Origin of the sequence: Streptomyces coryli (assembly GCF_011044975.1) — a bacterium.
Lineage (GTDB): Bacteria > Actinomycetota > Actinomycetes > Streptomycetales > Streptomycetaceae > Streptomyces > Streptomyces coryli.
Genome location: NZ_JAAKZV010000072.1, coordinates 1 through 21,321, shown reverse-complemented (window position 1 = coordinate 21,321; position 21,321 = coordinate 1). Strand labels below are relative to the sequence as shown.

Genomic DNA, 21,321 nt, shown 5'->3' with positions numbered 1-21,321 from the left:
AGGGGGAGCCATGACGACGACGCTGCGGCCGGCGGGACCGGAGACCCGCGACGAGAGCGGAGTGCGGCGCAGATCGTACGAGGTGTGCGTCAACGGCCGCCCCGTGGGCACGGTCGCGCTCACCACCGATGCCAGGTGGGGCTCGTCCGCCGGCCGGATCGAGAACCTGCGCATCGACGAGCCCGACCGCCGCCGCGGCCGCGCCACGGTCGCCGCGCTCGCCGCCGAGGAGGTGCTGCGCGGCTGGGGCTGCGGACGCGTCGAGATCTCCGTACAGGCAGGGGAGGACGCCGGGCTGCGCCTGGCCACCGCGCTCGGCTACGTCGAACGCAGCCGCAACATGATCAAGCAGCTGCCGGCCACGCCCCCGTCCCTTCCGGAGGGTTCCCGCCCCCGCCCGATGACCCGCGCCGAGTACCAGGCCTGGGCGGCGGCCGCGGCCGGTACCTACGCGCAGGACTGGATCGACCGCGGCGTGCCGGCGGCCGAGGCGCGTGCGAAGGCGGAACGGGACCATGCCGAGTCGCTGCCGGACGGCCTGGACACGCCGGGCGTCCACCTGGGCGTGCTCGAGCACGACGGGGCGGTCGTGGGCATCCTCTGGATCGACCCCGGCGGCGCGAAGGAATCGGGCGTCCGCTGGGTCTACGACGTGGAGGTGCGGGAGGAACACCGCGGCCGCGGCCATGGCCGCACCCTGATGCTGGTGGCCGAGCAGGTGGCCCTGGCGGCCGGCGCGGACCGCCTCCGCCTCAACGTCTTCGCCGGCAACACCCCGGCCCTGAAGCTCTACGAGTCACTCGGCTACGAGCCGACCGCCTGGCACCTCTACAAGCCGCTGCTCTGAGCGGCTAGGACCCCGCGCCCAGCAGCCCGTCCGCGATCTCCTCGATCCGCTCCCGCAGCCCCGTCTGGTCCTTGCTGCCGTCCAGGATCTTGCCGCCGATCTCGTACGTCGGTGTGCCCTTGACGCCGATCGCCCGCCCCTCGGCCTCGTCCGCGTCCACGGCGAGGAAGTGCCGGCCGTCGATCAGCGCGGTCTCCATCTCCTCCGCGTCGAGGCCCTGCTCCCTGGCGACCTCGAGCAGCACCGGCTCACCCTGCTCGGCCAGGTCCTTCACCCGCGCCAGCACGGCCTCCACATACGGCCAGGCCGTCCCGCTCCCCAGCTGCGCCGCGGCCTCCTCGGCCGCCTGCGCGGCAGCGGCGGCGTGCTGGTGCTTGTCCAGCGGGAAGTGGCGCAGCCGGATGTCGAGCCGGTCGCCGTAGCGCTCGCGCAGGGCGTGCAGGTCGGCCAGCGCGGAGCGGCAATCGGGGCACTGCAGCTCGCACCAGACGTCGAGGGTTACGGGAGTGATAGCTGGGTCGCTCATGGGCGCCAGTCTTTCATCGAGTGGCACCTGGGGAGGATTCACGACCCCGACATCTCCCTGAGACCGGGATGGACCATGGCAGGCCGGACCTCCGCGGGTGCAGGATGGAGTCATGTTCACCACGACCGTGTGTGCCGCTCTGTCCGCGGCGGGCCTGGCCATCGCGCTGCTGACGGCCTACCGCCGCCGTTTCCTGCGGGCGACGAAGATCGCGGCCCTGTCGCTGCTGCCCGTCGGCCTTGCCATGGCCGGTCTGGTGAAGCTCGGGGGCAAGATCGGCAAGGCATCGGGGGAGTGGGCGGCGGACCTGGTCTTCAAGCCGACGGTCTGGGCCGGCTTCGGCGTGCTCGCGGTGGCCGTGGTGCTCTGGGTGATCGCCCGCATCGCCGGCGGCCGGGCCCCGACCCGTAAGGAGCGCAAGGCCGCGAAGGCCGCACGTCAACCTGCCGCCGCGCCCGCCGCCTCCGATCCCGCCGCGATCGCCCCGGCCCCGAAGCCCGCCGGCAAGAAGGCCGCCGGCGGCGGCGACGAGGACTTTTCCGACATCGAGGCGATCCTCAAGAAACACGGGATCTAGTGGACTGCCCGCCCCGGCGGGCGTGTTGTGACCCTGGCGTGCCCCCGGCTGCGCCATCATCGGCCCCGTCATGAGCACAGAACCCAATGCGGCCCCGGCCCCGTCATCCGAGCGGGGCTGCCTCTTCGCCCTCTCCCAGCCACCCCTGATGCTGTTTCTGACCGTGGTCGGGGGTCTGATCTTCCTTACGGGCGTGCACGACCTCATTCGATGGTGAGCTCCCGCTGCCGCGCCCGGTACGCGGCGACGTGCAGGCGATTGCCGCAGGTGCGGCTGGAGCAGTAGCGCCGGGAGCGATTGCGGGAGAGGTCCACGAAGGCGCGGCCGCAGTCCGGGGCCGTGCACCGGCGCAGGCGCTGGTGCTCGCCGTCGGCGACCAGGAACGCCACGGCCATGCCGCAGTCCGCCGCCAGATGCTCGGCGAGCGTGGCGCCCGGGGCGAAGTAGTGCACGTGCCAGTCGTAGCCGTCGTGGTCGGTGAGCTGCGGCGTGGTGCCGGCGCTCGCCACGAGGTCGTTGACCAGGGCGGCCGCGGCGCGGGTGTCCGGTGCGGCGAAGACCTGCGCGAAACGGTCCCGGACGGCCCGTACGGCCGCGAGATCCGCCTCGTCCAGGGTGCGCGCGCCGCTGATGTCATGCCGCGCCACGAAGCCGCGGAGCTGGGCCAGGTCGGCCAGCGGTGCGTTGAGCAGATCCGTGACGATCTCCAGGGACAGGCGGGTGTCGTGGTTGATCAGCACGGGTTTCGCTCCCCCTGGGCCGGTTCGGGTCGCCAGTGGGTACGAGCCTACGGCAGCACGGCGCCGTCGCCGGTGCGGACCGCCGCGGACGACGGCACCGTGTGCTGTGTGGCCGGTCTATTCGGTTGTCCGTAACCGCGCCGTCTCCCCGAGTTGGACGGCGCGGTCCGCGTCCTCAGCTCTCCGCGAGGATGTGGGAGAGCTCTGTGTCGAGATCGAAGTGCCGGTGTTCGGTGCCCGGTGGCACGGCGGCGTCCGTTCGCTTCAGGAAGGACTCCAGCGCCCGCGCGGGGGCTTCCAGCAGCGCCTCGCCCTCCGGGCTGCTCAGGGCGATGCAGACGACGCCCTGACCGTGGCTTCGGGATGGCCAGACCCGCACATCACCGGTGCCCGTGGGGCGGTGCAGCCCCTCGGCGAGGAGATCGCGGGCGAACACCCATTCGACCGTCTCCTCGGCTCCGGTGTGGAAGGTGGCGTGTACGGCGTAGGGGTCGGCGGTGTCGTATCGCAGACCGGCGGGGACAGGCAGGGATGATTCGCTCGACACAACGAGGCGCAGGTGCAGCTCGCAGCTGACCGTGGTGTTCATAAGCGCCAGGGCCTTTCGCTCAGTGTGCGCTCGGGGATTCGCACGTCGGCGAAGTCGACATGCCACCTACCGGGGGGTTGTAAACCCCTCTGACGGTTTTGTAATGATTCGAGGCCTTCGTATGGCCTAGTGGCGGTTTGTGCCATTGGGCCATTCCGGTGAACTTCCCGGGTCGGGTAGTTTGGGCTGCATGAATGCGGAGAGTAACGGAGACATGGGTTCCGGTAGGGGAGGCGCGGCCGATGGCGCGGCAATGGCGCCGGACCATGACTCCGGTGGGGTGAAAGAGAAGGTAGAGCGGGTGTCGAAGGCCCCGCAGTTCGTGCAGGCGCGGCGGGCGCTGCACCTCAGCTGGCAGGTCGGGGTCTTCGTGGTGGGCCTGGCCGTGGTGGTCGCGGGGATCATCATGCTGCCGCTGCCGGGCCCCGGCTGGGTCGTGATCTTCGGCGGCATGGCGATCTGGGCGACGGAGTTCGTCTGGGCGCGGCTGGTGCTCCGGTGGACCAAGCTGAAGGTCACGGAGGCGGCCCAGAAGGCGCTCGACCCGGCGGTGCGGCGGCGGAACATCATCCTGACGTCGGTCGGGGTGACGATCTGCGCGGTGCTGCTGCTGGCGTACCTGTCGAAGTACGGCTTCGAGATGCCGTGGAACGTGCAGCGCTGACCGTCGTCGTGAGTGCGGCCTGACATGGGGTAACGTTGGGCCCGCACCCGGGCGATTAGCTCAGCGGAAGAGCGCTTCGTTCACACCGAAGAGGTCACTGGTTCGAACCCAGTATCGCCCACATGGAATCGAGGGGCGTCGGCTCAGGCCGGCGCCCCTCGCTGCATCGGTACCGGTTCCGCAGCGTCTGGATGATCGCGGCGCCCAGCGGCGACGTGTTCGAGGTGCTGGCCCGGGCCGAGGAGTATCCGGGGTGGTGGCCGCAGGTGCGGGAGGTGCGGCGGATCGATACCAGCTCGGGGACGGCGGCGTTCCGGTCGGTGCTGCCGTACACGCTGCGGGTCGGGGCGCGGGAGGCGCGCAACGATCGTACGGCCGGGGTGCTGCAGATCGACCTGAGCGGGGACCTGGAGGGGTGGGCGCGGTTCACCGTGGTGCCCGGCGGCGCCCGTACCCGCGTGGTCTTCGAGCAGGAAGTGGTCGTGCACAAGCGGCTGTTGCGGTGGCTCGCGGTGCCCGCGCGTCCGCTGCTGCGGGCCAATCACGCGTGGATGATGCGGGGCGGGCGGCGCGGGCTGCGGGATCGGGTTTGAACCTCGGGCCCCACGACCTGTATTGTTCAGGTCGCCGAGGGCGATTAGCTCAGTGGGAGAGCGCTTCGTTCACACCGAAGAGGTCACTGGTTCGAACCCAGTATCGCCCACCCTTGGCAGAGGGCCCGAAAGGGCCCTTTTTGCTGTTCGGAGCGGTCTTTACGCCGCGTCCGCCAAGCCGCCCGTACGCAGCGGCCACGCCGGATCGCAGGTCTCCGTCGAGCCGGTGCGGGTGAACCAGGACTGCAGGCCGCGGGCCTGGGCCGCGTGCCAGATCGCCTGGCGGGCGTGCAGCTCCGCCGCCGTCATCTCGCCGAGCCGCTCCGTGTACTGCCGGCCGATCGCCCGTACCAGCTGCAGCGCCGCGCGCGCGTCCGCCGCCGCCTCGTGCGCCTCGGACAGCTCGACCCCGTAGTGCGCGCACAGGTCGCCGAGCGTGCGGCGGCCCTTGCGGTAGCGGTCCAGATGCTTGTCCATGACGTACGGGTCGAGCACGCACAGTGGCGCCGAGCCCAGGTAGGCGTTGAGCGACGAGGCGCGATGGCGGCGCAATTCGCGGTCCAGGATGGTCAGATCGAACGGCGCGTTCATGATGACCAGCGGCACGCCCGCCGCGCTCTGGGCGGCCAGCGCGCGGCCGACCTCCTCCATCACCGGCGCCGGCCAGCGGCCGAACTGCTGCAGATGGAGATTGGACAGGCCGTGTATCGCGGTAGCGGCCGCCGGCACCTCGATGCCTGGTGAGACCAGCCAGGACGTGGTGCGCGGGGCGGCGTTGGCGTGGGTCTGCACGACGAGCGCGGCGGACACGATGCGGTCGTTCTCGACGTCTATGCCCGTGGTTTCGGTGTCGAATGCTGCGAGTGCGCCCTCGTGCCAGAGTGCGACCTTCTGCACGGTGGACTCCCTGCGTTCATAAGCGAGTTGATGTGTTCGTGTCCGTACCACCGTGTGATACCCGCTGAGTACGCTCCGTGAACGGATGCTGTTTGGGCGGCAGTTGCTGCGGTCACAACCTCAATAGAGTTGTTCGAACTGGCACACCCCGGAAGGCAGTCGCAGCGATGGCGCTGGCGCAGCCGGAACCCGGCGGGCTGCTGTCCGAGCGGTACGCATCGCTGCGCGGAAGCCTCGCCACCACGGCATGTATGGAGACGATGCAGGTCGGTTACCTGCACGCGGTGGCAGCCGCGGCCGGCTGCTCGCTGGCCCAGCCCTTTCCCGACAACGGGATCGACTGGCACGTCAGCCACAGCGCCCCCGGCCATGCGGTCGATGACGAGGTCACCATCAAGGTGCAGCTCAAATGCACCTACCAGGTGCCGCCGCGGGCAGCGGGCAAGCCGTTCTCGTTCACCCTCGACAACGCGCACCTGACGAAGCTGGCGCGCACGCCGGTGAGCGTGCACAAGATCCTGGTGGTGATGCTCGTGCCGCGTACGCAGGAGGAATGGTTACGGGCCGGGCATGACCGGCTGGAGCTGCGGCACTGCTGCTACTGGGTCAATCTGGCCGGGCATCCGGTCACGGGGCGCAACCGTACGAACGTGCGAGTCCCGGTGAACCGGATCTTCGACGACCGGGCGCTGTGCGAGATCATGACGCGGGTCGGGCGCGGGGGAAAGCCATGAGCGCCCTCCCCGGCCTGGTGCCGGACCCGGCCGCGGTCGACCCCGCCGTGCTCGGCGCGCTGCTCGCGCGGCACGGCTGGCGCTCGCGCGGCGGCGCCGCCGCCCGTGGGTACGCGCGGTGGACGCCGCCGGCGGAGGGGCCCGGCGGGATCAGCCTGCTGGTGCCGGCGGACCGGGCGTATCCCGACTGCGACGACCTGCTCGCGGAGGCGCTGACCGCGCTGGGCCGGAGCGCGGTGCCGTCGGCGACGGACATCCTGGTCGCGCTCGCCGCGCCGGCCGACGAGGTGCGGTGGGAGCGCGACACACCTGCCGGCGCGGGGTGGCCGGGCGAGGAGCTGTTACGGGCCGGGGGCCGGGCGATGCTGCTGGCCGCGGCGCTGGGGGCGCGGGAGCGGGCCGGGTATCACGGGGCGCGGCACCGGGTGTGGGCGGCGGACGAGGTGGCGCGGGTGGTACTCGGACCCGGAGGCGGGAACGGGTGCGGCGGGGCGCGGCTCACGGCGTTCGTACCGGCGCCCGAGGGGCGGGCCGCGGTGGCGGTGCTGGTGCGGTCGCTGCATGCCGTACGGGACGCGGCGGATTACGCGCGGGCGACCGGCGGGATGGAGGCCTTCGACGCGGCCGTCGAGCTGGGGGCGTGTGCGGAGCTGACCGGGGCCGTGGTCGGGCTGGTACGGGGGACCGAGGGGGCGCGGGTGAGTGTGGCCTGGGCGCCCGCGGTCGGGGTGCCGGAGGGGTTCGCGGAGCGGCCGGAGCCGGTGGAGTTCACGCCCGGTGACCTGGACGTACTGCGGCGGGCCGGGCAGCGGTACAAGCGGGACGAGCCGTCGTATCCGGTGCGGGTGACGGGGGTCGTGGTGCGGCTGCGGCGCCGGTCGGCGGCGGGGGACGGGGATGTGCGGCTGCGGGTGATCGCGGGCGCGGAGGTGGCGCAGGTGCGGTGCGTCCTCGGCGAGGACGCGTACCGGATCGCCGGGCACGCGCATCTGGTCGGGATGCCGGTGCGGGTGAGCGGGCGGCTGGAGAGCCGCGGCGGGTTCCGGCGGGTGACCGGGGTGTCGGAGGTGGTGCCCGTGGAAGTGGATGAGGCGGAGCGGGACCGGGCGCTGAAGTCGCTGCACGAGAATCTGGACTTCTTCGAGGAGGCCTGCGGCAGCTGACGCCGCCGGGCGTTTCGCACCACGCCCCGCTGCCTCGGTACGATTCACCGCGGGCCCGATCGAGGCCCGCGACGAATCCCTCCGAAGGAGCACCCGTGTCAGACGTCCGTGTGACCATCAGCCGCGATTCCGCCGAGCGGGAAGAGCGCACGGTGACTACGGGCACGACGGCCGCCGAGCTCTTCGAGGGGGACCGCAAGATCGTCGCCGCCCGGGTGGGCGGCGAACTCAAGGACCTGGCGTACGAGGTCGCCGACGGCGATGAGGTCGAGGCCGTCGAGATCTCGTCGGAGGACGGCCTGAACATCCTGCGGCACTCCACCGCCCACGTGATGGCGCAGGCCGTGCAGGAGCTCTTCCCCGAGGCCAAGCTCGGCATCGGGCCGCCCATCAAGGACGGGTTTTACTACGACTTCGACGTCGAGACGCCGTTCACGCCCGAGGACCTCAAGCGCATCGAGAAGAAGATGCAGGAGATCCAGAAGCGCGGGCAGCGGTTCTCGCGCCGGGTGACCACCGATGAGGACGCCCGCGAGGAGCTGGCCGCGGAGCCGTACAAGCTGGAGCTCATCGGGCTGAAGGGCTCTGCCGCGGAGGCCGCCGAGGGCGCCTCGGCCGAGGTCGGGGCCGGCGAGCTGACGATCTACGACAACCTCGACGCCAAGACCGGCGAGCTGTGCTGGAAGGACCTGTGCCGCGGGCCGCACCTGCCGACGACCCGGTTCATTCCGGCCTTCAAGCTGATGCGGTCCGCCGCCGCGTACTGGCGTGGCAGCGAGAAGAACCCGCAGCTGCAGCGGATCTACGGGACCGCGTGGCCGTCGAAGGACGAGCTGAAGGGCTATCTGGAGTTCCTCGCCGAGGCCGAGAAGCGGGATCACCGGAAGCTCGGGTCCGAGCTCGACCTCTTCTCGATTCCGGAGGACATCGGGTCGGGCCTGGCGGTCTTCCACCCCAAGGGCGGCATCATCCGCCGGGTCATGGAGGACTACTCGCGCAAGCGGCACGAGGAGTCGGGCTACGAGTTCGTCTACACGCCGCACGCGACGAAGGGGAAGCTCTTCGAGAAGTCCGGGCACCTGGACTGGTACGCCGACGGCATGTACCCGCCCATGCAGCTCGACGAGGGCACGGACTACTACCTGAAGCCCATGAACTGCCCTATGCACAACCTGATCTTCGACGCGCGGGGCCGTTCGTACCGCGAACTGCCGCTGCGGCTCTTCGAGTTCGGGACCGTGTACCGGTACGAGAAGTCCGGCGTCGTGCACGGGCTGACGCGGGCGCGCGGCTTCACCCAGGACGACGCGCACATCTACTGCACCAAGGAGCAGATGGCGGACGAGCTCGACTCGCTGCTGACCTTCGTGCTCAACCTGCTGCGCGACTACGGCCTCGAGGACTTCTACCTGGAGCTGTCCACCAAGGACCCGGAGAAGTTCATCGGTTCGGATGAGGTGTGGGAGGAAGCCACCGGGATCCTGCGCAAGGCCGCCGAGAAGCAGGGGCTCGAGCTGGTCATGGACCCGGGCGGCGCCGCCTTCTACGGGCCGAAGATCTCCGTGCAGGCGAAGGACGCGATCGGGCGGACCTGGCAGATGTCCACGATCCAGGTCGACTTCAACCTGCCGGAGCGGTTCGACCTCGAGTACACGGCGGCCGATGGCTCGCGGCAGCGTCCGGTGATGATCCACCGGGCTCTGTTCGGGTCGATCGAGCGCTTCTTCGCTGTGCTGCTGGAGCACTACGCCGGGGCCTTCCCTGCGTGGCTGGCGCCCGTGCAGGCGGTCGGGATCCCGATCGGCGATGAGCACGTGCCGTATCTGCACGACTTCGCGGCCGAGGCGAAGCAGCAGGGGCTGCGGGTCGAGGTCGACGGGTCGTCCGACCGTATGCAGAAGAAGATCAGGAACGCCCAGAAGGCCAAGGTGCCGTTCATGATCATCGCTGGCGACGACGACATGGCGGCCGGCGCGGTCTCCTTCCGCTACCGCGACGGGACGCAGAAGAACGGCATCCCCAAGGCCGAGGCGATCAAGGAGATCGTGGACGCGGTGGAGCGCCGCGTGCAGGTCTGACCATATGCTGGCCCGCATGAACAACGAGCCGGAGCAGCAGATCGGGGTGGGGTCCCCGGACGCGTTTCAGCGGCTGTGGACCCCGCACCGGATGGCGTACATCCAGGGAGAGAACAAGCCGAGCGGCCCCGGGGCCGAGGACGGCTGCCCGTTCTGTGCGATTCCGGCGAAGTCCGATGAGGACGGGCTGGTTGTGGCCCGCGGCGAGTCCGTGTACGCGGTGCTGAACCTGTATCCGTACAACGGCGGGCACCTGATGATCGTCCCGTTCCGGCACGTCGCCGACTACACCGAGCTGACCGCCGAGGAGACGGTCGAGCTCGGTGAGCTCACCAAGCAGGCGATGGGCGCGCTCCGGTCCGCCTCCGGCGCGCATGGCTTCAACATCGGCATGAACCAGGGGTCGGTGGCGGGCGCGGGCATCGCCGCGCATCTGCACCAGCACATCGTGCCGCGGTGGGGCGGCGACACGAACTTCATGCCGGTGGTCGGGCACACGAAGGTGCTGCCGCAGCTGCTTGCCGATACGCGGCGGATGCTTGCCGAGGCGTGGCCTCGGGGGTAGCCGGTTGGTCCTGGCCCCGCGCTGCGCGCGGGAATCGCGCCTGCGGCGCTCGTCCTCAAACGCCGGACGGGCTGGGATGTGGTCCCTCGCGCCTTAGGCCGCCGCCTTTGCCAGGGCCTGCTCGATGTCCGACCACAGGTCGTCCGGGTGCTCGATGCCGACCGCGATGCGGATCGTGCCCTCGGCGATGTCCATTGCGGCCAGGGCGGTTCGGTCCAGTTGGCGGTGGGACGTGCTCGCCGGGTGCATCACCAGCGTTTTTACGTCGCCGAGTGACGGGCTCAGCAGGGCCAGCTGTACCGACTCGATGAAGGTCCGGCCCGCCTCGCGGCCGCCTGCGATGTCGAAGGACAGGACGCCGCCTGCGCCGCCCGACAGCAGGCGCTGGGCGCGCTCGTACGAGGGGTGGTCCGGCAGACCCGCGTAGTGGACGCGGGTGACGGCCGGGTGTGCGGCCAGGCGTTCTGCCAGGAGTTGGGCTGTGGTGCTCTGCCGGTGTACGCGCAGGGCCAGGGTCGACATGCCGCGCAGGGTCAGCCAGGCCGCGAAGGGGTCCAGGGTGGCGCCCTCCTCCACGACGTGTTCCCACACCCGGCGGCGGAGCGCGGTGTCGCGGAAGACCGCCGCGCCGCCGAGGATGTCGGCGTGGCCGCCGAGGTACTTCGTCGCCGAGTGGATGACGATGTCCGCGCCGTGCTCGAGCGGGCGGCAGAGCAGCGGGGTCGCGAAGGTGTTGTCGACGATGCCGGTCACGCCGGCCTCCGCCGCCACCGCGAAGAGGGCCGGGAGGTCGCTCACGGCCGTGGTGGGGTTGGCGATGGTCTCCAGGTAGAGGACGCGGGTGCGCGGGGTCAGCGCCGCCCGTACCTCCTCGGGGTCTGTGCCGGAGACGTACGTGACCGTCACGCCCCAGCGCGCCGCCAGGTCCTCGAAGGTGGCGTACGTGCCGCCGTACAGGCTGCGCTGCGCGATCACGTGGTCGCCGGAGGAGACCAGCGAGCGCAGCACGCCGGTGATCGCGCCCATGCCGGAGGCGAAGGCGAGGCCGCCCGTGCCGCCCTCCAGGTCCGAGATCGCCTGCTCCAGGGTGCGGACGGTCGGGTTGCCGAAGCGGCTGTAGAGGAAGGCGCCGTCGGGGTCCTGGAAGGCCGCGGCCATCTGGTCCGCGGTGTCGAAGGAGAAGACGTGGCTCTGGTGCAGCGGCACGCCGACCGGGGTGCTGCCGGTGGCCGGGGGAGCGGGCGGGTGGACGGTGCGGGTGTCGGGGTGAGTTGCCATGGCCGCGAGTCTGCCGGGAATTGGATTGCCGGGGCAGAGCCAATTCTGCGAGATTGGTTTGTCATGGAGCAGGGTGAGGACATGGACCATCTCGTCGGCGCCCTCGGGCTCTGGTCGACGGGCCGGGGGCCGCTGTATCTGCTGCTGGCCAGGCGGATCCGGGAGCTGATCGACGAGGGGCGGCTGCGGCCCGGTGCGCTGCTGCCACCGGAGCGGGCGCTCGCCGCGGCGCTGGCCGTGGGGCGTACGACGGTGGTGGGCGCGTACGGGACGCTGCGCGCCGAGGGGCGGATCGTCCGGCGGCAGGGGAGCGGGACCCGGGTCGCCGAGGCGGCGCTGGTGCCGGGCGATGTGGCCGAGACCGACAACCCGATCTTTCTGCACCTGCTGCAGCCGCCCGCAGGCGTCATCCTGCTCAGCTGCGCCGCCCCCGACGGGCCACCGCCCGAACTGCGGGCGGCGTACGCGCGGATGGAGCTGCCCGCGCGCGGGCTCGGCTATCACCCGGCGGGGCTGGACGGGCTGCGTGCCGCCGTGGCCGCCCGGTACGCGGCGCGCGGCGTGCCGACCGATCCCGGGCAGATCCTCGTCACGACCGGTGGCCAGCAGGCCCTTTCGCTGCTGACCCGGCTGCTCGTGGGGCCCGGCGACCGGGTGCTGGTCGAGGCGCCCACGTATCCGGGCACGCTCGATCTGCTCCGCGAGGCGGGTGCGGTGCTGCGTCCGGTGGCGGTGGGGCCCGACGGGGTGGATCCGGAGGCGGCGATACGGACGTTGAGCGAGGAGCGGCCCGCCCTCGCCTGCCTCGGCTCCGTGTACCAGAACCCGACCGGGAGCGTGCTGCCGCCGCTCGTCGGGCGGCGGATCGCGGCGGCGGCCGCGCGGGCCGGGGTGCCGCTCATCGACGACGAGGTGCCGGCCGAGCTCTCCTTCTCCGGTGAGGCGCCGCCGACGGTCGCCGGTTATGTCGACGACGGCGCGGTGATCAGCGTCGGCTCGCTCAGCAAGGTCGTGTGGGGCGGGCTGCGGATCGGCTGGGTGCGGGCGCCGGCCGCCATGGTCACGCGGCTGGCGCGGCTGAAGGCGGTGCATGACCTCGGCACCGACGTGCCCGCCCAACTCGTCGCCACGGACCTGCTGTCCGGCCTCGACGCGCTGCTCGCCCGGCGGCGCCGTGAGCTGCGGCACGGCCACGACCACCTGCGCGAGCTGCTGGCCAGCCGGCTGCCGGAGTGGGACTGCCCGCCGGTGCAAGGCGGGCAGACGGTGTGGGTGCGACTGCCGTACGGCGACGGGGTGGCCTTCGCCCAGCTGGCGCTGCGGCACGGGGTCGGCGTGCTGCCGGGCGTCTGCCTGGACGCGGCCGGCGGCAGCCGCCCGTATCTGCGCCTGCACTTCGTGACGTCCGACGCCGAACTCACCGAGGCCGTCGACCGGCTGGCAGCGGCCTGGGCCGCCTACGACGGACGCGGCGCACTGGAAGGCACCGGCGCCGCGCTCGGCGGGATTACGGTCTGACGCTCAGGCTTCGTACAGGTCCGCGCGGGACGGGGTGGCGCCCTGGACCTGGGCGGAGAGGAACTTCGAGCGGTTGTCGAAGCGTTCGATGTCGGCGCCGTTGTCCTCGAGGACCTTCATCGCCGCGGCGTGCACGACGCGCAGCACCGGGGTGGCCGCGCGCAGCGCGTCGTCGGCCATGAAGCGGTGCCGCCACGGCTTGTCCGCCCATACGTGGCGCAGCCCGAACGGCTCCGGCAGCTTCAGCTTGCCGCCGAGCCAGTCGCCCAGCGGCGGCACCCACGTGAACGGGGCCCGCGCGGTCAGCCGGACCACCTCGTTGACCTTCACCAGCGGCAGCGTCTTGGTCTTCGTCTCCCAGAACTTCACGCTCCGGGAGACCTCCCGCTCCTCCGGCTTCGGCTTCGTCGTGAAGAGCGAGTGGACCGGGCCGAGCGCGTGCCCGGTGACCTCGATGCGCAGCGTGTGGTGCAGCACCGTCACCGTGATCATCAGGGTGATGACCAGCTGGCCGTCCCAGAGGGTGAACTGCACGCCGAGGTAATGCCTGTTGCCGCTGCCGAACTGCTGCTCGTTGCAGATCCGCTGGATCTCGAAATCCTTTATCTGATACCCGTCGACCTCGGCGCCCTTCGGCCGCTCCACCTCCGTCGCCTTCTCGCCGACGGGAGAGACGATCCAGTGCTTTATTGACGGTGTGGGGAAGCCCCCGGAGTGCAGCGGGCCGCGCTCCAGCATCCGCAGCTGGTCGTGGATCGACTTGATGACATCCCAGCTGCGGAACGGGTGGATCTCGGAGTCCGGTTCGCGCGGGACGAGGTCCTCGGCGAGCTGCCAGGCGCCCCAGCGCGTGCCCATGCCCAGTATTCCCTTGGGGCCCGCGTAGAAGACGATGTTGCTCTGCTGTTCGGCGGAGAGCTGCGCGAGGCTGCGGCGCAGTTTCTCGGCGCTGGATTCGCCCGGAGCGCGGGGCACCGCCTCCGGGATCTTCGCTGGCACGCCGCCGCCGGAGAGCAGTCCGCCCCAGCGCGAGCGCAGGTCCTTCGCGTACTTCTCGCAGACCTGCTTCGCCCACAGCCAGCCGACCACCGGGGCGATCAGCGCGGCCCGCGCGTAAAGCCCCCAGAAGCCGCTGAGCGGGAAGCGGACGAAGAGGAGCAGCGCCAGCACGCCGAAGGCGACCAGCGCGGCGACGCCGAGCGCCCCGGCCCGCTTGTCCTGGGCGCCCGCGATCGTACGGCGCAGTTGGAAGGCGCCGAGCCAGAGCAGGGTGCCGGGGAGGAAGAGCAGGCCGAAGACGGCCATCAGCGCGGTCAGCCGGGCGTCCCGCTCGCGGCGGATGCGATTGGCCGCCAGGCAGTGCTCGACGACGGACTGCGGCTCGGTGCCGAAGGACTGGATCATCTGCTTGCGGGCGCCGCCGAGCATCCTGACCTGGACGGCGCGGGAGAACGCCTCGCCGAGGTTGGGCTCGAAGAGCGACAGCTTGCCCTTCTTGAACTCCGACTTGGCCCAGTCGTTGTCGGCCTTCATCAGGCCCTGGACGGGGCCGTCGCGGTAGGCGGCGGAGGCGAGGGCATGGGTGGCAGCGGTCTGGCCCGCGGCACCGGAGAGCGGAACTTCCGCACCGGGCCGCAGGTCCAGATCCATGCCGTCGAATGACGTCGCCACTACCGCCCCCACCGGATTCAACTATCGCTGTGCCTGCACACCTTGTGCCCAAGGCTAGCGAGAGCCAACCTCAGTCGCCCTCCTGTTCACGGATCTTCGCGGCCAGCTGCGGCGGCATCGGCTCGTGCCGGGCGTAACTCCGGTCGAACCGACCGGTGCCGTGCGAGATCGAGCGCAGGTCGACCGCGTACCGGCCGATCTCGATCTCCGGGACCTCCGCGCGCACCAGCGTGCGCCCGCCCGGGGACTGCTCCGTACCCACCACGCGGCCGCGCCGCCCGGACAGGTCGCTCATCACCGGGCCGACGTATTCGTCCGCCACCAGCACCCGCAACTCCGCGACCGGCTCCAGGAGATGGATCTGCACCTGGGCCGCCGCCTCGCGCAGCGCGAGCGCGCCCGCCGTCTGGAAGGCGGCGTCGGAGGAGTCCACCGAGTGCGCCTTGCCGTCGAAGAGGGTGACCTTGATGTCCACCAGCGGGTAGCCGGTCGCCACACCCTTGGCGGCCTGGGCGCGTACGCCCTTCTCCACCGACGGGATGAACTGCCGCGGCACCGCGCCGCCGACCACCTTGTCCACGAACTCGACGCCCGAGCCCTGCGGCAGCGGCTCCACCTCGATCTCGCAGATGGCGTACTGGCCGTGGCCGCCGGACTGCTTCACATGCCGGCCGCGCGCGGCCGCCTTGCCGGCGAACGTCTCGCGCAGCGACACCTTGTGCGGTACGGCGTCGACCTGTACGCCGTAACGCGTCCGCAGCCGCTCGAGCGCGACGTCGATGTGCGCCTCGCCCAGGCACCAGAGCACGACCTGGCCGGTGTCCTGGTTCTGCTCCAGGCGCATCGTCGGGTCCTCGGCGACCAGCCGTGACAGGCCCTGGGAGAGTTTGTCCTCGTCCTGCTTGGTGTGCGCGGCGATCGCCACCGGGAGCAGCGGATCCGGCATCACCCACGGCTCCATGAGCAGCGGGTCGTCCTTCGCCGAGATCGTGTCGCCGGTCTCCGCGCGGGTCAGCTTGCCGACGCAGGCGATGTCGCCGGCGATCGCCTCCGGCAGCGTGCGCTGCTGCTTGCCGAAGGGGGAGGTGAGCGCGCCGATGCGCTCGTCCACGTCGTGGTCCTCGTGGCCGCGGTCCTCCAGGCCGTGCCCGGAGACGTGCACCGTGGCGTCGGTACGCAGCGTGCCGGAGAAGATCCGCAGCAGCGACAGCCTGCCGACATACGGGTCGGACGAGGTCTTCACCACCTCGGCGGCCAGCGGGCCCTTCGGGTCGCAGGTCAGCGGCGGCCGCGGCTTGCCGGCCGGCGTCGCAACGGCCGGGATCTCGCGCTCCTCCGGCGTCGGGAACCCGCCGGTGATCAGCTCCAGCAGCTCTACGGTGCCGAGCCCCTGGGTGCCGTCCTCGGGGGCGGGCGCGGCCGCCAGCACCGGGTGGAAGACGCCGCGCGCGACGGCCTTTTCCAGATCGTCGATCAGCGTCTTGACCTCGACGTCCTCGCCGCCGAGATAGCGGTCCATGAGGGTCTCGTCCTCGCTCTCGGCGATGATGCCCTCGATCAGCCGGTTGCGGGCCTCCTCGATCAGCGGGAGGTGCTCGTCGTCCGGCGGGCTCTCCGTGCGGGCGCCCGACGAGTAGTCGAAGATCCGCTGGCTCAGCAGGCCGATGAGGCCGGCCACGGGCGCCGTGCCGTCGGGGCCCTCCTCGCCGTGCAGCGGAAGGTAGAGCGGCAGCACCGCGTCGGGGTCGTCGCCGCCGAAGACCCGGCGGCAGATCGCGTTCATCTCGTCGAAGTCGGCTCTCGCCGCGTCCAGATGCGTGACGACGATGGCGCGCGGCATCCCGACGGCCGCGCACTCCTCCCAGACCATGCGGGTCGCGCCGTCCACGCCGTCCGCCGCCGAGACGATGAAAAGGGCCGCGTCCGCAGCCCGCAGACCGGCCCTCAGCTCTCCGACGAAATCGGCGTATCCCGGGGTGTCCAGCAGATTGATCTTGGTGTCCTTCCACTCGACCGGCACCAGGGACAGCTGCACGGAGCGCTGCTGCCGGTGCTCGATCTCGTCGTAGTCGGACAAACATCCGCCGTCCTCGACCCGGCCCGCCCGCTGGACCGCTCCCGCGGTCTGCGCCAGCGCTTCGACCAGGGTCGTCTTCCCGGACCCGCTATGGCCGACCAGCACCACGTTCCGAATGGAGGAGGGCCGGGCGGCCGCCGCTGCCCTGCCGGCGGCTCCGGGGTGTGCACTCGATTTGTCACCCATGTGTAGTCCCGCCTTCCGAGGTTCGACACCTTCGGGACTTCGAGCTTTGCACCGTGATCACGGTGCGTCCATAGCTGGCACACGCACCGGCACGGCCGGGGGTACCCGTACGGCGACAAGCGCCGGGTCGTGGCTACGATGGGCCAGCCCAGCAGCGGAAAACGCTGCCCTCGCCGAACCTCGGGAAGGCCATGCTGAACAAGTACGCGCGTGCTTTCTTCACGCGTGTCCTCACTCCGTTCGCCGCTTTTCTCCTGCGCCGCGGAGTGAGCCCCGACGCGGTCACCCTGCTGGGGACGCTCGGCGTGATGGCCGGGGCGCTGATCTTTTATCCGCAGGGCGAATTCTTCTGGGGCACGGTCGTCATCACGCTTTTCGTGTTCTCGGATCTCGTCGACGGGAACATGGCCCGGCAGTCCGGCGTCTCCAGCCGGTGGGGCGCCTTCCTCGACTCGACGCTGGACCGGGTCGCCGACGCGGCCGTCTTCAGCGGCATCGCGCTCTGGTACGCGGGCCGCGGCGACAGCCTCGTGATGTGCGCCGTCACGTTGTTCTGCCTCGCGAGTGGGCAGGTGGTCTCGTACACGAAGGCGCGCGGGGAGTCGATCGGGCTGCCCGTCAACGTCAACGGCCTCATCGAGCGGGCCGAGCGTCTCGTCATCACGCTCGTCCTCGCCGGGCTCTCCGGGCTGCACAAGTTCGGCGTCCCGCACATCGACGTGCTGCTGCCGATCGCGTTGTGGATCGTCGCCGTGGGCAGCCTCATCACCCTGGGGCAGCGCGTGGTGACCGTGCGGCGGGAGTCTGCCGAGGCCGACGCCGAGGGGGGAGAGGCCGCAGCATGAAGGAACGCCTCACCGACGGGCTCTACGGCGCCGGCTGGGCCGGCGTGAAGAAGCTGCCGGAGCCCGCCGCGCGGGCGCTCGGCCGGCAGATCGCGGACACGGCCTGGCGGCGCGGCGGCAAGGGCGTGCGCCGGCTGCGCTCGAACCTCGCCCGGGTGCGCCCGGACGCGACCGCGCCCGAGCTCGCGGAGCTGACCCGGGCCGGGATGCGCTCGTACATGCGCTACTGGATGGAGTCCTTCCGGCTGCCCGCCTGGTCGAAGGACCGGATCCGCAATGGCTTCGATCCCAAGGACATCCACCTGCTGGAGGACGGCCTCGCGTCCGGCCGCGGCATAGTGCTGGCGCTGCCGCACATGGGCAACTGGGACCTCGCCGGCGCCTGGGTCACCACCAAGCTCGGCGTCCCCTTCACCACCGTCCAGGAGCGGCTGAAGCCCGAGACGCTGTACGACCGCTTCGTGGCGTACCGCGAATCCCTCGGCATGGAGGTGCTCCCGCACACCGGCGGCCGCGCCTTCGGCACCCTCGCCAAGCGGCTGCGCGACGGCGGCCTGGTGTGCCTGGTGGCGGACCGCGACCTGTCGTCGTCGGGCGTCGGGGTCGACTTCTTCGGCGCCACGGCCCGGATGCCCGCGGGCCCCGCGATGCTCGCGCAGCAGACCGGGGCGCTGCTGCTGCCGGTCACCCTCTGGTACGACGACTCGCCGATACTGCAGGGCCGCGTGCACCAGGCCGTCGAGGTGCCGGAGACCGGCACCCGGGCGGAGAAGACCAAGGCCATGACGCAGGCGATGGCGAACGACTTCGCCTCCGGCATCCGCGACCACCCCGAGGACTGGCACATGCTGCAGCGCTTCTGGCTCGAGGACCTCGAGCCCGCCCACCGCGAGGCGCTACGGGAGCCGCGGTGAGGATCGGGATCGTCTGCCCGTACTCCTGGGACGTGCCCGGCGGCGTCCAGTTCCACGTGCGCGACCTGGCGGAGTGGCTGATCAACGCCGGGCACGAGGTGTCGGTGCTGGCGCCCGCGGACGACGAGACGGTGCTGCCGCCGTATGTCGTCTCGGCGGGGCGGGCGGTGCCGGTGCCGTACAACGGCTCGGTGGCCCGGATCAACTTCGGCTTCCTGTCGGCCGCGCGGGTACGGCGCTGGCTGCACGAGTGGGACTTCGACGTCCTGCACATCCACGAGCCGGCCACCCCGTCGCTGGCCCTACTGGCCTGCTGGGCGGCGCAGGGCCCGATCGTCGGCACCTTCCACACCTCGAATCCGCGGTCGCGGAGCATGATCGCGGCGTACGGCATCCTGCAGTCCGCGCTGGAGAAGATCAGCGCCCGGATCGCGGTGAGCGAATACGCCCGCCGGACGCTGGTGGAGCACCTGGGCGGGGACGCGGTGGTGATCCCGAACGGGGTCGACGTCGGCTTCTTCGACCAGGTCGACCCCAAGCCCGAGTGGCAGGGCGGCACGATCGGCTTCGTCGGCCGCATCGACGAGCCGCGCAAGGGCCTGCCGGTGCTGATGGCGGCGCTGCCGCGGATCCTCGAGGAGCTGCCGGACACCCGGCTGCTGGTCGCCGGGCGCGGCGACGAGGAGGAGGCCGTGGCCGCTCTCCCGCCCGAGATGCGCGAGCGGGTCGAGTTCCTCGGCATGGTGAGCGACGAGGACAAGGCGCGGCTGCTGGCCAGCGTGGACGTGTACGTGGCGCCGAACACCGGCGGCGAGTCGTTCGGGATCATCCTCGTCGAGGCGATGTCGGCCGGGGCGCCGGTGCTGGCGTCGGACCTGGACGCCTTCGCGCAGGTGCTGGACGGCGGCGAGGCGGGCGAGCTGTTCGCCAACGAGGACGCGGACGCGCTGGCCGAGAAGGCCGTGGCGCTGCTCAAGGACCCCGCACGGCGGGACGAGCTGCGCGAGCGGGGCTCCCGGCATGTGCAGCGCTTCGACTGGTCGACGGTCGGGGCGGACATCCTCGCGGTCTACGAGACGGTGACCTCGGGCGCGCCGCCGGTGGCGGCCGAGGACGAGCGCTCGGCGGGCCGGTGGGCGACGCGGCTGGGGCTGGCGCGGGACTAGGGCCGGGCGCGCGACCGCGGGGAAGCCCGTAACCGCTAGCCTTTCGCCACGTGACCACCCTCATCGCGATCGCGGCCGCACTCGCCGTCATCGGCATCTACCTCAGCTGGACCGCCGGCCGCCTCGACCGGCTGCACGCCCGTATCGACGCGGCCAGGGCCGCGCTGGACGCGCAGCTGGTGCGCCGGGCGTCGGTGGCGCAGGAGCTGGCCACGAGCGGGCTGCTGGACCCGGCGGCGGCCATCGTCGTCTACCAGGCCGCGCACTCCGCCCGGCAGGCCGAGACCGAGCAGCGCGAGGTGGCCGAGAGCGACCTCAGCCAGGCGCTGCGGGCGGTCTTCGAGGAGCCGCAGCAGGTCGAGGCGGTACGGGACGCGCCCGGCGGCGAGGAGGCGATCACGGAGCTGGCGGCGGCGTCGCGGAAGGTGCCGATGGCGCGGCGGTTCCACAATGACGCGGTCCGGGCGGCGCGGGCGCTGCGGCGGCACAAGAAGGTGCGGCTGTTCCGGCTGGCCGGGCACGCCCCGTTCCCGCTGGCCGTCGAGATGGACGACGAGCCGCCGGCGGCGCTGATGGAGCGGGTGTCGGCGCGGTAAGGACGCCACGGCTTTGCGATTGGCTCTTTCCCGGGCCGGGCGGCCTGCGCTTGGCTGGGTGTGGCGTAGGGCCTCCGACCTGCGGTCGGAGTTGCGTCCGAACGCGCCTACGATAGATACATCGCTTCATCCGTCACCGTAGTGAGGTCACACCGTGTCCACCGAGAACCAGTCCCCGAACCCTGAGACCGGCACCGCCCGCGTGAAGCGCGGCATGGCCGAGCAGCTCAAGGGCGGCGTGATCATGGACGTCGTCACGCCCGAGCAGGCGAAGATCGCCGAGGACGCGGGTGCGGTCGCGGTGATGGCGCTCGAGCGCGTCCCCGCCGACATCCGCAAGGACGGCGGCGTGGCCCGCATGTCCGACCCGGACATGATCGAGGGCATCATCGAGGCCGTCTCCATCCCGGTCATGGCGAAGTCCCGCATCGGCCACTTCGTCGAGGCCCAGGTGCTGCAGTCGCTCGGCGTCGACTACATCGACGAGTCCGAGGTGCTGACCCCGGCCGACGAGGTCAACCACTCCGACAAGTTCTCCTTCACCACGCCGTTCGTCTGCGGCGCCACCAACCTCGGCGAGGCGCTGCGCCGCATCGCCGAGGGCGCGGCCATGATCCGCTCCAAGGGCGAGGCCGGCACGGGCAACGTGGTCGAGGCCGTCCGCCACCTCCGCCAGATCAAGGGCGACATCGCGAAGCTGCGCGGTTACGACAACCACGAGCTGTACGCCGCGGCGAAGGAGCTGCGCGCTCCGTACGAGCTGGTCGCGGAGGTCGCGCGGCTCGGCAAGCTGCCGGTGGTGCTCTTCTCCGCGGGCGGCGTCGCCACCCCGGCGGACGCGGCGCTGATGCGCCAGCTGGGCGCCGAGGGCGTCTTCGTGGGCTCCGGCATCTTCAAGTCCGGCGACCCGGCGAAGCGCGCCGCGGCGATCGTGAAGGCGACGACCTTCTTCGACGACCCGAAGATCATCGCCGACGCGTCCCGGAACCTTGGCGAGGCGATGGTGGGCATCAACATCGACACGCTGTCCGAGCAGGAGCGATACGCGGGTCGCGGCTGGTAGGGGCGCTGCACCGGGGGCTCCGCCCCCGGTGCAG

The 21,321-nt window shown here is 71.4% G+C and carries 22 protein-coding genes and 2 tRNA genes; 17 read left to right on the top strand and 7 right to left on the bottom strand.

What is annotated here, in order from left to right; translation table 11 throughout:
- The first annotated feature begins 10 nt into the window (after positions 1-10).
- On the top strand, positions 11-847 hold the full coding sequence (locus tag G5C51_RS17995; RefSeq protein ID WP_165238546.1) for a GNAT family N-acetyltransferase: 837 nt from the start codon (positions 11-13) through the stop codon (positions 845-847).
- Between the two features lie 4 nt (positions 848-851).
- On the opposite strand, the gene G5C51_RS17990 is transcribed toward G5C51_RS17995, so the two are convergent.
- Positions 852-1,373, bottom strand: coding sequence for a DsbA family protein (locus G5C51_RS17990; protein WP_165238544.1), 522 nt, complete (start codon positions 1,371-1,373; stop codon positions 852-854).
- Between the two features lie 112 nt (positions 1,374-1,485).
- Here G5C51_RS17990 and G5C51_RS17985 point away from each other — a divergent pair, with 112 nt between their 5' ends.
- On the top strand, positions 1,486-1,950 hold the full coding sequence (locus G5C51_RS17985; protein ID WP_165238542.1) for a hypothetical protein: 465 nt from the start codon (positions 1,486-1,488) through the stop codon (positions 1,948-1,950).
- Between the two features lie 70 nt (positions 1,951-2,020).
- Positions 2,021-2,167, top strand: coding sequence for a hypothetical protein (locus tag G5C51_RS17980; protein ID WP_165238540.1), 147 nt, complete (start codon positions 2,021-2,023; stop codon positions 2,165-2,167).
- On the opposite strand, the gene G5C51_RS17975 is transcribed toward G5C51_RS17980, so the two are convergent.
- Positions 2,154-2,690 carry a CGNR zinc finger domain-containing protein gene (locus G5C51_RS17975; RefSeq protein ID WP_165238538.1) on the bottom strand — a complete coding sequence of 179 codons (537 nt, stop codon included), beginning with the start codon at positions 2,688-2,690 and terminating at the stop codon, positions 2,154-2,156. The two genes, G5C51_RS17980 and G5C51_RS17975, sit on opposite strands and share 14 nt — an antisense overlap.
- Before the next feature lie 175 nt (positions 2,691-2,865).
- Positions 2,866-3,279 carry an SsgA family sporulation/cell division regulator gene (locus G5C51_RS17970; RefSeq protein WP_003959770.1) on the bottom strand — a complete coding sequence of 138 codons (414 nt, stop codon included), beginning with the start codon at positions 3,277-3,279 and terminating at the stop codon, positions 2,866-2,868.
- Positions 3,280-3,493: 214 nt separating this feature from the next.
- Here G5C51_RS17970 and G5C51_RS17965 point away from each other — a divergent pair, with 214 nt between their 5' ends.
- The 4 genes from G5C51_RS17965 to G5C51_RS17950 all read left to right on the top strand — a co-directional run bounded on the left by G5C51_RS17965 (position 3,494) and on the right by G5C51_RS17950 (position 4,646).
- A complete protein-coding gene (locus tag G5C51_RS17965; protein ID WP_165238536.1) occupies positions 3,494-3,943 on the top strand; it encodes a TIGR02611 family protein in 450 nt (149 codons plus the stop codon).
- A 49-nt stretch (positions 3,944-3,992) separates the two neighbouring features.
- A tRNA-Val gene (locus G5C51_RS17960) sits at positions 3,993-4,064 on the top strand.
- Between the two features lies 1 nt (position 4,065).
- Positions 4,066-4,536: an SRPBCC family protein gene (locus tag G5C51_RS17955; RefSeq protein WP_165238534.1), complete on the top strand. Its 471-nt coding sequence runs from the start codon at positions 4,066-4,068 to the stop codon at positions 4,534-4,536.
- A gap of 38 nt (positions 4,537-4,574) precedes the next feature.
- A tRNA-Val gene (locus tag G5C51_RS17950) sits at positions 4,575-4,646 on the top strand.
- A 49-nt stretch (positions 4,647-4,695) separates the two neighbouring features.
- Here the strand turns inward: G5C51_RS17950 and G5C51_RS17945 are convergent.
- Positions 4,696-5,433: an exonuclease domain-containing protein gene (locus tag G5C51_RS17945; protein ID WP_165238532.1), complete on the bottom strand. Its 738-nt coding sequence runs from the start codon at positions 5,431-5,433 to the stop codon at positions 4,696-4,698.
- A 167-nt stretch (positions 5,434-5,600) separates the two neighbouring features.
- On the opposite strand from G5C51_RS17945, the gene G5C51_RS17940 reads away from it, so the two are divergent.
- The 4 genes from G5C51_RS17940 to G5C51_RS17925 all read left to right on the top strand — a co-directional run bounded on the left by G5C51_RS17940 (position 5,601) and on the right by G5C51_RS17925 (position 9,973).
- Positions 5,601-6,167, top strand: coding sequence for a DUF4365 domain-containing protein (locus G5C51_RS17940; RefSeq protein ID WP_165238530.1), 567 nt, complete (start codon positions 5,601-5,603; stop codon positions 6,165-6,167).
- Complete coding sequence (locus G5C51_RS17935; RefSeq protein ID WP_165238528.1) at positions 6,164-7,330, top strand: hypothetical protein; 1,167 nt, start codon at positions 6,164-6,166, stop codon at positions 7,328-7,330. Before G5C51_RS17940 ends, G5C51_RS17935 begins: the two co-directional genes overlap by 4 nt.
- Positions 7,331-7,425: 95 nt before the next feature.
- Positions 7,426-9,408, top strand: a complete 1,983-nt coding sequence (gene thrS, locus G5C51_RS17930) for a threonine--tRNA ligase (protein WP_165238527.1) — start codon at positions 7,426-7,428, stop codon at positions 9,406-9,408.
- A 4-nt stretch (positions 9,409-9,412) separates the two neighbouring features.
- Positions 9,413-9,973, top strand: coding sequence for an HIT family protein (locus tag G5C51_RS17925; RefSeq protein WP_165238525.1), 561 nt, complete (start codon positions 9,413-9,415; stop codon positions 9,971-9,973).
- A 93-nt stretch (positions 9,974-10,066) separates the two neighbouring features.
- Here G5C51_RS17925 and G5C51_RS17920 read toward each other — a convergent pair whose 3' ends face one another.
- Positions 10,067-11,251 carry a trans-sulfuration enzyme family protein gene (locus G5C51_RS17920; RefSeq protein ID WP_165238523.1) on the bottom strand — a complete coding sequence of 395 codons (1,185 nt, stop codon included), beginning with the start codon at positions 11,249-11,251 and terminating at the stop codon, positions 10,067-10,069.
- A 63-nt stretch (positions 11,252-11,314) separates the two neighbouring features.
- Between G5C51_RS17920 and G5C51_RS17915 the strand changes: the two genes are divergently transcribed.
- A complete protein-coding gene (locus G5C51_RS17915) occupies positions 11,315-12,769 on the top strand; it encodes an aminotransferase-like domain-containing protein (protein ID WP_240929735.1) in 1,455 nt (484 codons plus the stop codon).
- 3 nt (positions 12,770-12,772) lie between these two features.
- On the opposite strand, the gene G5C51_RS17910 is transcribed toward G5C51_RS17915, so the two are convergent.
- Both G5C51_RS17910 and G5C51_RS17905 read right to left on the bottom strand, forming a co-directional pair.
- A complete protein-coding gene (locus G5C51_RS17910) occupies positions 12,773-14,419 on the bottom strand; it encodes a hypothetical protein (protein ID WP_165238566.1) in 1,647 nt (548 codons plus the stop codon).
- A 91-nt stretch (positions 14,420-14,510) separates the two neighbouring features.
- Positions 14,511-16,703, bottom strand: a complete 2,193-nt coding sequence (locus tag G5C51_RS17905) for an elongation factor G-like protein EF-G2 (protein WP_165238521.1) — start codon at positions 16,701-16,703, stop codon at positions 14,511-14,513.
- 191 nt (positions 16,704-16,894) lie between these two features.
- Between G5C51_RS17905 and pgsA the strand changes: the two genes are divergently transcribed.
- The 5 genes from pgsA (at position 16,895) to pdxS (ending at position 21,287) form a co-directional block, all read left to right on the top strand.
- Positions 16,895-17,548, top strand: coding sequence for a phosphatidylinositol phosphate synthase (pgsA, locus tag G5C51_RS17900; protein WP_165238519.1), 654 nt, complete (start codon positions 16,895-16,897; stop codon positions 17,546-17,548).
- Positions 17,545-18,462 (top strand): phosphatidylinositol mannoside acyltransferase, encoded by a 918-nt coding sequence (locus G5C51_RS17895; RefSeq protein WP_165238517.1) that lies wholly within the window; start codon positions 17,545-17,547, stop codon positions 18,460-18,462. Before pgsA ends, G5C51_RS17895 begins: the two co-directional genes overlap by 4 nt.
- The gene (locus tag G5C51_RS17890) at positions 18,459-19,628 is read left to right on the top strand and encodes a glycosyltransferase (RefSeq protein ID WP_165238515.1); all 1,170 of its coding nucleotides are present in this window, start codon (positions 18,459-18,461) and stop codon (positions 19,626-19,628) included. The genes G5C51_RS17895 and G5C51_RS17890 overlap by 4 nt, the downstream gene beginning before the upstream one ends.
- 50 nt (positions 19,629-19,678) lie before the next feature.
- Positions 19,679-20,224 (top strand): hypothetical protein, encoded by a 546-nt coding sequence (locus tag G5C51_RS17885; RefSeq protein WP_165238513.1) that lies wholly within the window; start codon positions 19,679-19,681, stop codon positions 20,222-20,224.
- Positions 20,225-20,378: 154 nt separating this feature from the next.
- Positions 20,379-21,287 (top strand): pyridoxal 5'-phosphate synthase lyase subunit PdxS, encoded by a 909-nt coding sequence (gene pdxS / locus G5C51_RS17880; RefSeq protein WP_165238512.1) that lies wholly within the window; start codon positions 20,379-20,381, stop codon positions 21,285-21,287.
- Positions 21,288-21,321: the final 34 nt, after the last annotated feature.